The sequence below is a fragment of the Streptomyces griseus genome (genome assembly GCF_900460065.1).
Lineage (GTDB): Bacteria > Actinomycetota > Actinomycetes > Streptomycetales > Streptomycetaceae > Streptomyces > Streptomyces griseus.
Genome location: NZ_UAVD01000025.1, coordinates 60,355 through 75,769, shown reverse-complemented (window position 1 = coordinate 75,769; position 15,415 = coordinate 60,355). Strand labels below are relative to the sequence as shown.

Here is a 15,415-nt window from a genome sequence, read left to right as displayed (position 1 = left end):
CTCATCGGGGACGCACGACGGCCGCCGGACCGTTCATGACGTCTGTCATGAACAGTGGTGACAGCCCGCACCGCCCCGGCCGCTCTCCGCGCGGCAGGCTCGGGTGGGAGGACCGGGTACGTCCGACGCCGACGGTGGGACACGATCGTGCGCGACGAGACTGGAGCGGAGCAGTTGGGGCGCGGAAGCGGTGAACGCCGCCGTGATGCGGACCGTGGCGGCGGTCTCGGCGGGCGCCGTCGTCGAGGCCACCACGTGACCGGAGCGCACCACCCCCTGGAAGCGGTGGAAGCCGTCGCACCGTCCGGGCCGGACGCCCTTCCCCGCATCTGTTAGCGTCGCGGTGTGCCGCATCGCATGGCGGTCTCCCCTCACTTCTCTCCAGAGGATCGCCATGTCCTTCTCCCCTGCCGTGCGCACCTTCCGCCGCAGTGACCGCCACCAGCTGACCGACCTGGTGAACCGCCATGCCGCCGCGGTGCTTCCCGGCGTCAGTACCTCGGTCAACACCGTCCTGAGCAGCCTTGAGGCGCGGCCCGACGAGTACGTCGTCGATCCGTGGGTCGCGGAGCGCCTCACGCTCGTGACCGAGCACCGCGGCCGTGTCGTCGCGGCGGCCCATCTGCACCGCTACCGCGACGAGCCGGACGTCGGCCCCGACTACCGGGGAGCCGTCGCCGTCCCCTGGTTCGTGCACCACCCCGGCGGCGACCCCGTCTCCTCGGAGGCGGCGGACCGCCTGCTCGCCGCGTGCCTGGCGACCGCCACCCGGTGGCGGGCTCGCAGCGTCCACGCCGACGGGGCACTTCCCTGCCCGGGGGTGTACGGCGTCCCCGCTGCCTGGCCGCACGTCCGCTCAGCGCTGGAGCGGGCGGGGTTCGTGCACACGGGCGCCACGGAGGTGCTGCTGCTCGCCGAGGTGAGCGACCTTCCCGAGCCCGGTGAACGGGCCGGCCGGGAGAGCCCGGCCCTGCTGCGCACGCTCGGCCCCCTCGGCACCCGCTTCACCGCCCTCGCCGGTGACCGCGTGCTCGGGCACCTGGAGCTGGACACCACGCTCGACCGTCCCGAACGGGTCGGGCGGGGCGGCGGGTTGGCGGAGCTGGCCGATGTCGAGCTGGACGCCGATGCTCCGGAGGGGGCGGACGAGATCCTCGCCCGGCTGCTCGCCCGGGCCCGGGACTGGCTGACCCTCTGCGGGATCGACCGGCTCCTCACCTGCGCCTGCCCCGAGGAACGCGACGAGATCGACGCCCTGCGCCGCCACGGCTTCCGCGAGGTCACGCGGACCGCCCGGGGATGGGAGCTGCGCGCCGTCTGACGCCGGACCGGCCCGCCCGCACCGGCCCCGGCGTCAGACGGGGCGGCGGGCCATCCACGTCTCGCGCATCGACCGCACGACCAGGTCGTCCCGGTGGCGCACGTCCTCGGGCCCGCCGTCGACGAGCCGGTCGAGCGCGGCCAGGTCCTCCGGCGAGATGCGCCCGACCAGGCTGTCGCGGACACGCTCGAAGACGAGGTAGGCGTACCGGCCGGCTCCCTCGGGAAGCGGGGCGCGCAGCTCCCACGGCTCGGCGCGTTCCTGCTCGACGGAGAAGCCGGCGGCCGTCAGCAGCGAACCCCAGTCGGCCCCCCGATGCGGCAACCGCTCGGCGTGCAGGCCGTCGAGGGCCTCCCGGCAGCGCCGCTCCAGGGCGCCCGGCTCCCCGTCCTCGGGCAGGAAGGTCGGCATCCCGTCCACCTCCGCGACGGCCAGCAGGCCGCCGGGGCGCAGCGCGGCGCGGATGCCGGCCAGGGCGGTGGCGGGGTCGTCCAGGTGGTGCAGGGACGCCGACGCCCAGACGAGGTCGGCGTCGGCGACCCCGGGCAGCCCCGCACCGGCATCGGCCTCCAGCGTGCGCACGCGGTCGCCGAGCCCCCGGTCCCGGGCCGCCGAGGCGAGCCGCTCCAGCATCTCGGGGGAGCTGTCGACGGCGGTCACCCGGGCGGTCGGGAACCGCTCCAGCAGGGCGAACGTGCCGGTCCCGGTGCCCGAGCCGAGGTCGACGACGCTCCGGACGTCGTCACCGGCCAGGCAGGCGATACGCCCGGTGAGCGCGGTCAGGTGGGGTGCGAAGAGGGCGGCGTCGAGATCGAGGATCTCGGGGAGACCGTTCGGCGTCGCGTCGGAGCCGCGGGCGTGTGCCGCATGTTCGTGCTGGTGCTGGTGCTGGTGCTGGTGCTGGTGTCCGTGAGCCATGGAATCGAGCGTACGGGGACTTGCGCCATATGCATGCGATCTTGCCGCAAGCGCAAGAAGATGGCGACGGAGCCGCCCTCGTACGCAAGGGCACGGGCCCCGGAGCGCACAACCATTCGCCGTACGGATGGTCTTCCTCACCAGTGAGCACGCAGGCACATCAGGGGGATGAACAACGATGAAGACTTCTCGGCTCCGGCTCCGTACCGCTTCCGCGATCGTCGTGACGCTCGCGGCCACGGCCGCGGCCGTACCGGCCCTCTCGGGTACGGCGACCGCCGCCGCGCCGGTCTCCGCCGCGCGTCAGCAGGTCGACTTCAACGGGGACGGCTACGAGGACATGTACGCCTCGGTGCCGGACGGAACCGCGTCCGGCCTCAAGAAGGCCGGGTACCTGGTGGTCTACCCGGGCGACGCGCAGGGCGTCAGCCCGGCCCGGCACCGGGTGATCCACCAGAACACCTCCGGGGTTCCCGGCACGGCCGCCGCGAACGCCCGCTTCGGCACGGGTACCCCGGCCGACATCGACCGGGACGGCTACACCGACCTGCTGGTCTCGGCCGGCAAGGGCCCGCGGATCATCCTGTTCGGCGGCAAGGGCGGCCTCGGCACCCGGGCCGTCGCGTATCAGGGCCAGGGGTACGCGCTGGGAGACTTCGACGGCGACGGCCGGATCGACGCGGCCGGCATCGACCACGCCGAGTGGGACGGAAAGGTGGTGCTGGACGAGAACATCGGCGCGGACGGTTCCGTCGGCGGCACCCGCACGGCGCTCACCGTCGACAACGGCGCCATCGTCTTCGAGGGCGTGCAGGCCGTGGACATCAACAACGACGGCAAGGACGACCTGCTGGTGAGCACCGGCTGCAACGACGAGCCGGACTGCGGTGGCCGGTCGCTGTACCTGTCGACGGGGACGGGGTTCACCCGCACCCCCATCGTCACCGCGCCGGGAACCTCCCTCACGCACTCCTCCATGACGGTCGGTTCGGTCAACGGCGACGCCTACCCCGACCTGGTCTTCACCCGGCAGCCCACCGGCATGGACAGCGACCTGGACTTCCCGAGCAAGGGCGGCGCCGTGGCGGTCGTCCTCGGCGGACCCAAGGGCCAGAACACCGCGGTGAAGCCGAAGTGGATCACCCAGGCCACCGCGGGCGTGCCGGGCGCCGACGAGAAGGGCGACGCCATGGGCGCGAGCGCGGCGGTGGGGGACCTGGACGGCGACGGCTACGGCGAGGTCGTCGTGGGCCTGCCGGGCGAGGACGTGGGCGCGGCCGAGGACGCCGGCGGGGTCCTGGTCTTCAAGGGCCGCGCCACCGGCATCACGGGCGCCGGCACGAAGGTGATCGGCCAGTCGACGGCGAACGTCCCCGGAGTCGACGAGCCGGGCGACGCGTTCGGCGGCGAGGTCCACGTGGTGGCCCCGGCCAAGGGGGTTCGGGCCACGCTCGCGGTGGCCGCCCCCGGGGAGAACACCGACCAGGGCGGCGTCTGGCTCCTCAAGGGCAGCCGTACGGGCCCGGTCGCGAAGGGCAGCGTCTCCTTCGGCGAGTCGACCCTGGGCGTCAAGCCGTCGGCGGTCCGCTTCGGCGGTCTGCTGGGGTGACCCGGCGTTCCGCCGAAGAGGCGGGGTTCACCCCCGGTCGGGGCGCTTCCAGTCGCGGTACTCGCGCAGGACGGTGAACCCGGCCGACGTGTAGAGCGCCACCGCCGCCTCGTCGGAGGCCGGCGTCAGGACGGCCACCGCGCTCGCGCCCCGGTCGGCGAGTGCCGCGCACGCGCCCCGTACGGCGTCGCGGCCGTAGCCGTGGCCGCGGTGGTCCGGGTGGGTGCCGACCGGTTCGAGCAGGCCGCACCGGCCCGCGCCCGCGAACCAGCCGGTCGCGGCTGCGGCGGGGTCTCCGGCGGGGGTGCGGACGAGCGTCTCCACGGCCAGGTGGCCCGCCGGGGAGGCCCGCATCGCCTCCCAGTGCTTCAGGGCGAACTTCGACCCCGGGAAAGCCGCCCGGTGCACCAGCACCCGGTCGGCCGCGTCGGGTTCGCCGACCGGTTCGGCGCGGGTGGTCACCGGTTCCGGGGTCCAGGACAGGACGAGCCGGCTCTCCTTCAGGTCGGGGCGCCACCCCGGTACGGGCAGGCCGTCGGACCAGTCGTTGCCCGGTACGAGCAACTCCTGCGCGTCCGCCGCGAGCGCCCCGAGATCCGCGTCGGGCGCGGCCGTCACCCGGAGCACGCGCCCGTCGAGGAACCCCACCGCGACGGGCGCCGCGGCGTCGTGCCGGGGGTCGAGCCGGGGGTCGGGCCGTCCCGCGCCCCGGGCGTCGACCCAGAGGTGGACCGTCGCGTCCGCGTGGCGCAGCAGCCAGCCCACGTCCCCGGGGTGCAGGCTCCCCGCCGGGGCGTCGGCCGGGGTCCACACGCCGAGCGCGCGCAGCGCCCGGGGGGTCTCGATGGGGGACAGGGTGCGTCGCACGACGGGAGGCATGGGCGCGAGGGTAGTGCGCCGACCCGCCCGGGGCATCCGGCCGTCCGCTTCCCCGGGCGGAGTGCCGCGGTGCCCCTCGCCCCGTACCGCCCCGGCTCACCCCTGCCGCAGCGCGAACCACAACTCCGTCCGTACGTCCATGTCGTCCAGGTCCGCGCCCAGCAACTCCCCGCACCGCCCGATGCGTTGGCGCACGGTGTTGCGGTGGACGCCGAGGGCCACCGCCGTACGGTCCCAACTGCCGTGGAGGGAGAGCCAGCAGCGCAGGGTCTCGGCCAGCGGCGCGGTGAGCGGGGCGAGGAGGGCGCGGGCGTGGGCGGCGGCCTGTTCGGGCGGGACCAGCGCGGCGAGGCCCCTCGTGGGGGAGTCCACCGTCAGCGGGGACCGGGTCGCCCGTGCGTGGGCCAGGGCACGGGCGGCCAGGGCGTCGGCGGTGTCGAGAGCGGTGACCGGGGTGGGGGCGGACGCGCCCAGCGTCCAGCCGGGCTGCGGGGTGAGCCGGATCCCCCCGGGCGGTGAGCCCCGCCCGGGGGGAGCCGCGGGCGCCGCGGGATCGCCGTTCCGGGGCTCGTCGCCCGCCGCCGGCCCCTCTCCGCCGCCCGGCAGCAGGAGCCGTACCGCCTCGCCGGGCCCGCGTCCCGCGTCGACCAGGGCGGTGCCCAGCGACGCGCCCAGCGCCCCGGCCGTCAGGGCGTCCGCCGGGGCGCCGTCCGCGCGGCGGGCGTGGACGACCGTCCAGGAGCCGGTGGAGGCGTCCGGGTCGGTGGAGCCCAGGAGCGGCGCCACCTCGGCCGGGGAGGCGCCCAGGAGCATGCGGACCAGGGCCGCCGACCGGCCCGCCGCGTCCGCGCCCTGGTGGGGGGCGGCCAGCAGGGAGAGCAGGACCACCGCGATGCCCGCCACCGTGTGGTCGCCGGACTCCCGTCCCCGGGTCGCCAGCGCCAGGACCAGGCCCTGACCGCCGCCCAGCGCGTACGCGGACAGGTGGGTACCGCCGTGGGTGTCGGTGGCCGAGGACGGGGAGCCGGGGCGTTCGCGGGCGACCACCCGGGCCAGCCGGATCAGGGCGCCCGCCGCCTCCTGGTCCGGGCGGCGGCCCGCCGCGCGCACCTCCTCGACCGGGGCGCGGCCCGCCGCGTGCACCTCCTCGCCCCGTGCCGTCAGCAGCACCGCCCGGCCGCCGAGCTGCGTCGCGAGCTGGTGCAGGACCGCCGCTACGGGGTCGGGGCGGGCCGCCGCCGTCGCCAGCGCCTGCTGGGCGCGGGTCACCCGGCGCAGCTCGCGGTGGCGCGCCTCGGCCATCAGCCGCCAGACCGCCCGCGCGATCGCGGTGAACGGGGTCTTCGGCCCCACCTCCAGCAGCGGCAGCCCCTCCCGGTCGCACGCCTCGATCAGGGCCCGGGGCACCGTCTCGTGCACCGGCCGCACCCCGAATCCCAGCGCCGCCGCCCCCGCCTCCACCAGTCGGCCGACGTAGTGGTCCGGGTCCGTCAGCAGCACGCCCGCGCTCAGCAGCAGTTCGCCGCCGAGGAGGTACGGATAGGGGTCGGCCATCTCCGACGTGTGCACCCAGAGCAGATCGGCCTCGGCCGGGCCCGCGATCAGGCGCAGGCCCAGCTCCTCCCGGGCCAGGAGCTCCGCCAGCGGGATGGGCGGGGTCGGCGGGCCGGCCGGCGGAGTCGGCTGCGAGGCGCCCGTGGCGGAGTTCGGCATGGACGGTTCATCCATTCAGTGCGTCGCGATGGGAGGAAACGTACACTTCAGCGTCGGCTTTCGGCCACCTACCGTCTTCCTCGCACGTACATCTGTTCCGCGAGACGGAGGGAAGCCCATGGCTGTCGACTACGCCGTGATCGTCGCCTATCTGGCCGGCATGCTGGCCATGGGCTGGTGGGGCATGCGCCGCGCCAAGTCGAAGAGCGAGTTCCTCGTCGCGGGCCGCCGCCTCGGGCCGGGGATGTACTCCGGCACCATGGCCGCGATCGTCCTCGGCGGCGCGTCCACCATCGGCGGTGTCGGGCTCGGCTACCAGTACGGCCTCTCCGGCGCGTGGATGGTCTTCACCATCGGCCTCGGGCTCCTCGCCCTGTCCGTCTTCTTCTCCGCGCGGATCGCCCGGCTGAAGGTCTACACCGTCTCCGAGATGCTCGACCTGCGCTACGGCGGCCGGGCCGGGATCATCTCCGGCGTCGTGATGTGGGCGTACACCCTGATGCTCGCGGTCACCTCGACCATCGCGTACGCCACCATCTTCGACGTCCTCTTCGATGTGAACCGCACCGTCGCCATCGTCCTCGGCGGCACGATCGTCGTCGCGTACTCGACGCTCGGCGGCATGTGGTCGATCACGCTCACCGACATGGTCCAGTTCGTCGTCAAGACCATCGGGGTGCTGCTGCTCCTGCTGCCGATCGCCGTCGTCAAGGCGGGCGGCTTCGGCGAGATGAAGGCCCAGCTGCCCACCGAGTACTTCGACCCGCTCGGCATCGGCGGCGAGACGATCTTCACGTACGTCCTGATCTACACGTTCGGCATGCTCATCGGGCAGGACATCTGGCAGCGCGTCTTCACCGCGCGCAGCGACAGGACGGCGCGCTGGGGCGGCACGGTCGCCGGTACGTACTGCCTCGTCTACGCCATCGCCGGGGCCGTCATCGGCACCGCCGCCAAGGTGATGTACCCGGACCTGGCGAGCCCGGACTCCGCCTTCGCGACGATCGTCAAGGACGAGCTGCCGGTCGGCGTGCGCGGACTGGTGCTCGCCGCCGCGCTGGCCGCCGTGATGTCGACCTCCTCCGGTGCGCTGATCGCCTGCGCCACCGTCGCCAACAACGACATCTGGTCCCGGATCCGCGGGGTGGTCGGCCGGGGCGCGGGCGGCGAGGGGCCGCACGAAGAGGTCGACGAGGTCAAGGGGAACCGGGCCTTCATCCTGATCATGGGCATCGGCGTCATCCTCATCGCCATCGCGCTCAACGACGTGGTCGAGGCGCTCACCGTCGCGTACAACCTGCTGGTCGGCGGGCTGCTCGTGCCGATCATCGGCGGGCTGCTGTGGCGGCGCGGCACGGCGGCCGGGGCGCTGTCGGCGGTCTGCGTGGGGGGTCTCGCGGTGATCGGGCTGATGGGGCACTACGGGATTCTGGCCAACCAGCCGATCTACTACGGGCTGCTGGCGTCGCTGACCGTGTACGTGGTCGTCTCGCTGGCCACGCCGCCGACGGACGCGGCCGTGCTTGCGGCGTGGCGCGAACGCCTCGCGGGCAACCCAGCGCGTCCGGCGTTCGAGGACGGAACCCCTGCGCCGGATCCGGCCGAGCCCACCGATGTCCTCAATCGCCGCACGGGCTGAGTTGGGCCGGGCTCAAAGGCGTCCTCAATCGCCGGACGGGCTTGATGCGGCCGCACGGGCTGAGCGTCGCCGCACGGGCTGAGAAGACCGCACACTTGACACCGTACGAAACCGAAGGAAAGGCACACCCCATGAGCAGCACCGACGCGCCGCGCGGCCCCATCGACTCCTCCCGCGTCCCGCGGTACGCCGGGCCCGCGACGTTCGCCCGGCTGCCCCGGCTCGACGAGGTCGGCCGCACCGACGTCGCCGTGGTCGGCGTGCCCTTCGACACCGGGGTCTCCTACCGCCCCGGCGCCCGCTTCGGCGGCAACGCCATCCGTGAGGCCTCCCGGCTGCTGCGCCCGTACAACCCGGCGCAGGACGCCTCCCCGTTCGCCCTCGCGCAGGTCGCCGACGCCGGCGACATCGCGGCGAACCCGTTCAACATCAACGAGGCCGTCGAGACCATCGAGGGCGCGGCCGACGACCTGCTGGGCACCGGCGCACGCCTGATGACCCTCGGCGGCGACCACACCATCGCCCTGCCCCTGCTGCGCTCCGTCGCCAAGAAGCACGGGCCCGTCGCCCTGCTCCACTTCGACGCGCACCTGGACACCTGGGACACCTACTTCGGCGCCGAGTACACCCACGGCACCCCGTTCCGCCGGGCCGTCGAGGAGGGCATCCTCGACACCTCCGCCCTCTCCCACGTCGGCACCCGCGGCCCGCTCTACGGCAAGCAGGACCTGACCGACGACGAGAAGATGGGCTTCGGCATCGTCACCTCCGCCGACGTCATGCGGCGCGGCGTCGACGAGATCGCCGACCAGCTGCGCGGGCGCATCGGCGACCGGCCGCTCTACATCTCCATCGACATCGACGTCCTGGACCCGGCGCACGCCCCCGGCACCGGCACCCCCGAGGCCGGCGGCCTCACCTCCCGCGAACTGCTGGAGATCCTGCGCGGCCTCTCCTCCTGCCACCTGGTCTCCGCCGACCTGGTCGAGGTCGCCCCGGCGTACGACCACGCCGAGATCACCTCCGTGGCCGCCTCGCACGCCGCGTACGAGCTGACGACGATCATGTCCCGGCAGATCGCCGCGCAGCGGGAAGCGAAGGAAGCCGAGGACGCCAAGTGAGCCACGACCACGACGACCGGCCGCAGCTCACCGCCGCCCAGGCCGCCGCCGTACTGAACCCGCCGGCCGGCCGCAACGGCGGTGACCTCGTCGTCGAGTCCCTCCAGGGGCTCGGCGCGACCACCGTCTTCGGCCTGCCCGGTCAGCACGCGCTCGGCATGTTCGACGCGCTGCGCCGCTCCTCCCTCCGCTACGTCGGACTCCGCGTCGAGAACAACGCGGGGTTCGCCGCCGACGCGTACGGCCGGATCACCGGCGAGGTCGCCCCGCTGCTCCTGTCCACCGGGCCCGGGGCGCTGACCTCGCTCGCCGCCCTCCAGGAGGCCGCCGCCGCCTCCGCGCCCGTCCTCGCCATCTCCAGCCAGATCCCCACGGCGGGGCTCGGCGGCGGGCGGCACGGCTATCTCCACGAGCTGCGCGACCAGCAGGCCTCCGTCCGCGACATCGTGAAGTCCGTGCACACCGTGCGGTCCGCCTCGCAGATCCCCTCCGCCGTCGCCGCCGCCTGGGAGTCCGCCCTGACCGCCCCGCACGGCCCGGTCTGGGTGGAGATCCCGCAGGACGTGCTGCTGGCCGAGACCACGCTGCCGGTCGTCAGCGCCATGGACGCCACCCCGCGCGAGCTCTACCCGCGCCCCGAGCTGACGATCACCGCCGCCCACCTGCTGTCCAACGCCGAACGGCCCGTGATCATCGCGGGCGGCGGAGTCGTACGCTCCGACGCCTCCGGCAAGCTGCGCGCGCTGGCCGAGCGGATCGACGCCCCCGTGGTGACCACCTTCGGCGGCAAGGGGGCGTTCCCCTGGGAGCACCCGCTCTCGCTGCGCTCCTGGCTGGAGGACCGGCACACCACCGACTTCCTGGAGGACGCGGACGTCCTCCTCGTCGTCGGCTCCGGCCTCGGCGAACTCTCCTCGAACTACCACACCTTCCGCCCGCGCGGCCGGGTGATCCAGATCGAGGCGGACGCCGGGAAGCTGGAGTCCAACCACCCCGCCCTCGGCATCCACTCCGACGCCCGCGAGGCGCTGGCCGACCTGCTGGAGGCGGTGGAGCGCCGCGAGGACCCGGGCGCCGCCGAGCGCGTGCGTACGGTGCTGGAGAAGGTACGGGTCCGGATCGACGCCCAGGAGCTGACCCTCGAACAGCAGGTGCTCGCCGCCGTCCGCGAGGCGCTGCCCGACACCGCGCCCAGCTTCTGGGACATGACGATCCTGGCGTACTGGGCCTGGTCCGCGTTCGACGCGCGCCGCCCCAACACCATGCACTCCGCCCAGGGCGCGGGCGGCCTCGGCTACGGCTTCCCGGCGGCCATCGGGGCCGCCGCCGCCGACCCGACGAAGCCCGTGCTCGCGGTCTCCGGCGACGGCGGCGCGATGTACTCCATCGCGGAGCTGGCCACCGCCCGCCAGTACGACCTGCCGCTGACCTGGCTGATCGTCGACGACGGCGGCTACGGCATCCTGCGCGAGTACATGACGGGAGCCTTCGGCGAGGCCACCGCCACCGAGCTGTCCCGCCCGGACTTCGTGGCGCTCGCCGAGTCCTTCGGCGTACCGGCCGTCCGTACGACACCGGAGTCCCTCGCCGCCGACCTCGGCAAGGCGCTGGCGGCCCCGGGCCCGTCCGTGGTCGTCCTCCCGGCCCTGCTGCGGATGTTCGAGCCGACGCACCTGTAGGCCGGCGCGCGTGAGCCGGCGGCGGGCGCCCCGGTCACCCGGGCGCCCGCCCGCTCACAGCTCCGCGAGCGCCTTCCCGATCGCTGCCTCCTGCTCCTGGACGCCCTCCTGGAAGCGGGCCCGCTCCGCCGGGTCCCGGATCTCCCCGGGCAGCTCCCGGCGCAGCGGGAGCAGATCCGGCAGCTGCCGGAACACCACCGCGGCGGCGGGACCCTCGCCCCGCCCGGCGGCGGCGGCCAGATACCGGCCCGCCTGCCACAGGTGCACGGTCAGGTGCTTGCGCGGCTCGGTGGACACCTGCCGCCGTGTCCCGGGCCTCCCCAGGGAGTGGTGCGCGCCCTCGCCGAGACGTTCCAGCGCGGCGAGCGCCGCGTAGAGCCGTCCGCAGCGGTGGGCCTCGGTGAGCCGGTCGATCGCCATGGTTCCCGCCCCTTCGGGTGCCGTCCGGCGGGGAGGCCGCCGGTGCCGCCGCGGATGACTACCCACCGTGCCGGGGCGGCGAACCGGTCCCGGGACCCCGGTCCCGTCTCCCGCCCCCTTTGTTGCGGCTTGTTGCGGCGGGATGAAATCCGCAGCCCCGGGCGTTGGTGCCTTGCGGTGGGCGAGGTCCGACGGCGGGCTCCGGACGGGACGCGCACGGGATGCGGCCCCGGCCACCGGTGGAACAGTTGGATCAGCGACAGGCCGGCGGACGGGCCGAAACGGGAGGCAACGCGTGACGGGCGCAGAGCAACAGGGGTGGGGCCGGCGGCTGACCGGGTACGCGTGGCGGTACCGGCGCAACGTCGTGCTCGCCCTCGGCTCGTCGCTCGTCGGCATGGCCGTCATGGCCCTCGTGCCGCTCATCACCAAGGTGATCATCGACGACGTGGTCACCGACCACACCCGCTCCCTCGCCGTCTGGACCGGGCTGCTCATCGGCGCGGCCGTCCTCGTCTACATAGCCACCTACATCCGCAGGTACTACGGCGGCCGGCTCGCCCTGGACGTCCAGCACGACCTGCGTACGGACATGTACACGACGATCACCCGGCTCGACGGGAAACGGCAGGACGAGCTCTCCACCGGCCAGGTCGTCGGCCGCGCCACCAGCGACCTCCAGCTGATCCAGGGCCTGCTGTTCATGCTCCCGATGACCATCGGGAACGTCCTCCTCTTCCTCATCTCCCTGGTGATCATGGCGTGGCTCTCGCTGCCCCTGACCCTCGTCGCCCTCGCCGTCGCCCCCGCCCTCTGGGTCATCGCCCGCCGCTCCCGTGCCCGCCTCTTCCCCGCCACCTGGTACGCCCAGAGCCAGGCCGCCGCCGTCGCCGGAGTCGTCGACGGGGCCGTCTCCGGGGTCCGGGTCGTCAAGGGCTTCGGCCAGGAGGACCAGGAGACCGGCAAGCTCCGCGAGGTCGGCCGCCGGCTGTTCGCCGGACGGCTGCGCACCATCCGGCTGAACTCCCGCTACACCCCGGCCCTCCAGGCGGTGCCCGCGCTCGGCCAGGTCGCCATGCTCGCCCTCGGCGGCTGGCTGGCCACCCGGGGCGAGATCACCCTCGGCACGTTCGTCGCCTTCTCCACCTACCTGGCCCAGCTCGTCGGACCCGTCCGGATGCTCGCCATGGTCCTCACCGTCGGCCAGCAGGCCCGGGCCGGTGTGGAACGCGTCCTGGAGCTCATCGACACCGAGCCCTCCCTGCGGGACGGCACGAAGGAACTGCCCGCCGACGCCCCGGCCGGCATCGAGTTCGACGACGTCCGCTTCGGGTACGACGAGGAGCGGCCCGTCCTCGACGGGTTCTCGCTCACCGTGGAGCCCGGCGAGACCGTCGCCGTCGTCGGCGCGTCCGGCAGCGGCAAGTCCACCGTCTCGCTCCTGCTGCCCCGCTTCTACGACGTCTCCCACGGGGCCGTCCTCATCGGCGGCCACGACGTCCGCGAGCTGACCCAGGCGTCCCTGCGCTCCGCCATCGGACTCGTCCCCGAAGACAGTTTCCTGTTCTCCGACACCATCCGCGCCAACATCGCCTACGGCTTCCCCGGCGCCACCCAGGAGCAGATCGAACAGGCCGCCCGCGCCGCCCAGGCCGACGGGTTCATCGCCGACCTGCCCGAGGGGTACGACACCACCGTCGGCGAGCACGGGCTCACCCTCTCCGGCGGCCAGCGCCAGCGCGTCGCCCTCGCCCGCGCCATCCTCACCGACCCCCGGCTCCTCCTCCTCGACGACGCGACCTCCGCCGTCGACGCCCGGGTCGAGCACGAGATCCACGAGGCCCTCAAGCAGGTGATGGCGGGTCGCACCACACTCCTCATCGCCCACCGCCGCTCCACCCTCCAGCTCGCCGACCGCATCGCCGTCCTGGACGGCGGGAAACTCGCCGCGATCGGCACCCACGAGGAGCTGGAGCGCACCTCCGCCCTCTACCGCCGCCTCCTCACCGACCCCGACGAGCTGGGCGGCGCCTCGCCCGGCCACCGCCCGCTGCGCACCGCGACGGACCCCGAGGACGACCGCGCGCTCCAGGAGGAGCTGGACGCCGAGTTCGACGCGGAGCGCGGCATCACCCCCGCACTCTGGATCCGCGAGGAGGAGGAGCGGGACACCACCGTCGCGGGCATGCCCGCGACGCCCGAGCTGCTCGCCCAGGTCGAGGCCCTGCCGCCCGCCACCGACACCCCCGAGGTCGACGAGACCGCCGCCGTGCGACCGGAGGACTCCTACGGGCTGCGCCGGCTGCTGCGCGGCTTCGGCGCGGTCCTGCTGATCAGCCTCGGGCTCGTCGCCGTCGACGCCGGCATGGGCCTGCTGCTGCCGGTCCTCATCCGGCACGGCATCGACGAGGGCGTCTCCCGGCTCTCCACCGGCGCGGTGTGGGCGGCGTCCGCCATCGCGCTGGTCGTCGTCCTCGTCCAGTGGGCGGCGCAGACCGGCGAGATCCGGATGACCGGCCGGACCGGCGAGCGGATCCTCTACTCGCTCCGCCTGAAGATCTTCGCCCAGCTCCAGCGGCTCGGCCTCGACTACTACGAGCGGGAGCTGACCGGCCGGATCATGACCCGGATGACGACGGACGTCGACGCGCTCGCCACGTTCCTCCAGACCGGGCTCGTCACCGCGTTCGTCTCCGTGGTCACCTTCTTCGGCATCATGGTCGCGCTGCTCGTCCTGGACGTCCAGCTCGCCCTGGTCGTCTTCGCCACCCTGCCCGTACTGATCATCGGGACCGTCTTCTTCCGGCGCAGCAGTGTGAAGGCGTACGAGCTGGCCCGGACCCGCATCAGCGCCGTCAACGCCGACCTCCAGGAGTCCGTCTCCGGTCTCCGCATCGTCCAGGCCTTCGGCCGCGAGCACGACGGGGCCGCCCGCTTCGCCGAGCGCAGCGACCACTACCGCCAGGCCCGGGTACGCGGCCAGTGGCTGATCTCCGTCTACTTCCCGTTCGTCCAGCTGCTGGCCTCGGTCGCCGCCGCCGCCGTGATCATCGTCGGCGCGGGACGGGTCGACAACGGCACGCTGACCGTCGGGGCCCTGGTCGCCTACCTCCTCTACATCGAGCTGTTCTTCGCCCCCGTCCAGCAGCTCTCCCAGGTCTTCGACGGCTACCAGCAGGCGACCGTCTCCCTCGGCCGCATCCAGGAGCTGCTGCGCGAACCCACCTCGACCGAGGACCCGGACGAACCGCTCGACGTGCTCTCGCTGCGCGGCGAGATCGCCTTCGAGGACGTCTCCTTCGCGTACGGCTCCGACGAGGAGGCCCTGACCGGCGTCGACCTGCGCATCCCGGCGGGCCAGACGGTGGCGTTCGTCGGGGAGACGGGTGCCGGGAAGTCGACCCTCGTCAAACTGGTCGCCCGCTACTACGACCCCACGAGCGGCCGGGTCACCGCCGACGGGGCCGATCTGCGCACCCTCGACCTGACGGCCTACCGGCACCGCCTCGGCGTCGTCCCGCAGGAGGCGTACCTCTTCGCCGGCACGGTCCGTGACGCCATCGCCTACGGGCTGCCCGACGCCACCGACGCCCGGGTGGAGGCCGCCGCCCGGGCGGTCGGCGCGCACGAGATGATCGCCACGCTGGAGGACGGCTATCTCCACGAGGTCGCCGAGCGAGGGCGCAACCTCTCCGCCGGGCAGCGCCAGCTCATCGCGCTGGCCCGCGCCGAACTCGTCGACCCGGACGTCCTGCTCCTGGACGAGGCCACCGCCGCCCTGGACCTCGCCACGGAGGCCCTGGTCAACCAGGCCACCGACCGCCTCGCGGGCCGCCGCACCACGCTGGTGGTGGCCCACCGGCTGACCACCGCCGCCCGCGCCGACCGGGTCGTGGTCATGGACCACGGGCGCGTCGTCGAGGACGGCACCCACGACGAGCTGCTCGCCCTCGGCGGGCGGTACGCCCGGCTGTGGCGCACCTTCATCGGCGAGGGCATAGGGGAGGACGAGCCGGCGGGCGTCTGAGCGGCCCCCGGGCCGCGTGGTCCACCGGGCCCGCGCGGCTGGTCCACCGGGCCCCGTGGTCCGGGTGACGCCGGGGCCGCGTGGTCCGG

The 15,415-nt window shown here is 74.1% G+C and carries 10 protein-coding genes; 6 read left to right on the top strand and 4 right to left on the bottom strand.

Annotated elements, in window-relative coordinates:
* Window positions 1-394 precede the first annotated feature (394 nt).
* Window positions 395-1,321: a hypothetical protein gene (locus DTB53_RS12550; RefSeq protein ID WP_030701798.1), complete on the top strand. Its 927-nt coding sequence runs from the start codon at window positions 395-397 to the stop codon at window positions 1,319-1,321.
* 33 nt (window positions 1,322-1,354) lie between these two features.
* Here DTB53_RS12550 and DTB53_RS12545 read toward each other — a convergent pair whose 3' ends face one another.
* Window positions 1,355-2,239 (bottom strand): class I SAM-dependent methyltransferase, encoded by an 885-nt coding sequence (locus DTB53_RS12545; protein ID WP_012380861.1) that lies wholly within the window; start codon window positions 2,237-2,239, stop codon window positions 1,355-1,357.
* Between the two features lie 178 nt (window positions 2,240-2,417).
* On the opposite strand from DTB53_RS12545, the gene DTB53_RS12540 reads away from it, so the two are divergent.
* Window positions 2,418-3,848 (top strand): FG-GAP and VCBS repeat-containing protein, encoded by a 1,431-nt coding sequence (locus DTB53_RS12540; RefSeq protein ID WP_042497138.1) that lies wholly within the window; start codon window positions 2,418-2,420, stop codon window positions 3,846-3,848.
* A 27-nt stretch (window positions 3,849-3,875) separates the two neighbouring features.
* Here the strand turns inward: DTB53_RS12540 and DTB53_RS12535 are convergent, their stop codons facing one another.
* Together DTB53_RS12535 and DTB53_RS12530 are read right to left on the bottom strand one after the other, a co-directional pair.
* Window positions 3,876-4,727: a GNAT family N-acetyltransferase gene (locus DTB53_RS12535; protein WP_042497142.1), complete on the bottom strand. Its 852-nt coding sequence runs from the start codon at window positions 4,725-4,727 to the stop codon at window positions 3,876-3,878.
* A gap of 96 nt (window positions 4,728-4,823) precedes the next feature.
* A complete protein-coding gene (locus tag DTB53_RS12530) occupies window positions 4,824-6,455 on the bottom strand; it encodes a PucR family transcriptional regulator (RefSeq protein WP_012380864.1) in 1,632 nt (543 codons plus the stop codon).
* Window positions 6,456-6,558: 103 nt separating this feature from the next.
* On the opposite strand from DTB53_RS12530, the gene DTB53_RS12525 reads away from it, so the two are divergent.
* From DTB53_RS12525 to DTB53_RS12515, 3 genes are all read left to right on the top strand, one after another.
* Window positions 6,559-8,079 carry a sodium:solute symporter family protein gene (locus DTB53_RS12525; protein WP_012380865.1) on the top strand — a complete coding sequence of 507 codons (1,521 nt, stop codon included), beginning with the start codon at window positions 6,559-6,561 and terminating at the stop codon, window positions 8,077-8,079.
* A 131-nt stretch (window positions 8,080-8,210) separates the two neighbouring features.
* The gene (speB, locus tag DTB53_RS12520) at window positions 8,211-9,200 is read left to right on the top strand and encodes an agmatinase (protein ID WP_012380866.1); all 990 of its coding nucleotides are present in this window, start codon (window positions 8,211-8,213) and stop codon (window positions 9,198-9,200) included.
* Entirely contained in the window at window positions 9,197-10,879 is a 1,683-nt protein-coding gene (locus DTB53_RS12515; protein ID WP_012380867.1) for a thiamine pyrophosphate-binding protein, read from the top strand. Before speB ends, DTB53_RS12515 begins: the two co-directional genes overlap by 4 nt.
* A 54-nt stretch (window positions 10,880-10,933) precedes the next feature.
* Here the strand turns inward: DTB53_RS12515 and DTB53_RS12510 are convergent, their stop codons facing one another.
* Window positions 10,934-11,299 (bottom strand): hypothetical protein, encoded by a 366-nt coding sequence (locus tag DTB53_RS12510; protein WP_012380868.1) that lies wholly within the window; start codon window positions 11,297-11,299, stop codon window positions 10,934-10,936.
* Window positions 11,300-11,594: 295 nt separating this feature from the next.
* On the opposite strand from DTB53_RS12510, the gene DTB53_RS12505 reads away from it, so the two are divergent.
* Window positions 11,595-15,326, top strand: a complete 3,732-nt coding sequence (locus DTB53_RS12505; RefSeq protein WP_012380869.1) for an ABC transporter ATP-binding protein — start codon at window positions 11,595-11,597, stop codon at window positions 15,324-15,326.
* The last annotated feature ends 89 nt before the right edge of the window (window positions 15,327-15,415 follow it).

Excerpts from the sequence above, each read along its gene's own strand:
- DTB53_RS12550 (WP_030701798.1), top strand. The coding sequence starts at position 395 with ATGTCCTTCTCCCCTGCCGTGCGCACCTTCCGCCGCAGTGACCGCCAC.
- DTB53_RS12545 (WP_012380861.1), bottom strand. The coding sequence starts at position 2,239 with ATGGCTCACGGACACCAGCACCAGCACCAGCACCAGCACCAGCACGAA.
- DTB53_RS12540 (WP_042497138.1), top strand. The coding sequence starts at position 2,418 with ATGAAGACTTCTCGGCTCCGGCTCCGTACCGCTTCCGCGATCGTCGTG.
- DTB53_RS12535 (WP_042497142.1), bottom strand. The coding sequence starts at position 4,727 with ATGCCTCCCGTCGTGCGACGCACCCTGTCCCCCATCGAGACCCCCCGG.
- DTB53_RS12530 (WP_012380864.1), bottom strand. The coding sequence starts at position 6,455 with ATGGATGAACCGTCCATGCCGAACTCCGCCACGGGCGCCTCGCAGCCG.
- DTB53_RS12525 (WP_012380865.1), top strand. The coding sequence starts at position 6,559 with ATGGCTGTCGACTACGCCGTGATCGTCGCCTATCTGGCCGGCATGCTG.
- speB (WP_012380866.1), top strand. The coding sequence starts at position 8,211 with ATGAGCAGCACCGACGCGCCGCGCGGCCCCATCGACTCCTCCCGCGTC.
- DTB53_RS12510 (WP_012380868.1), bottom strand. The coding sequence starts at position 11,299 with ATGGCGATCGACCGGCTCACCGAGGCCCACCGCTGCGGACGGCTCTAC.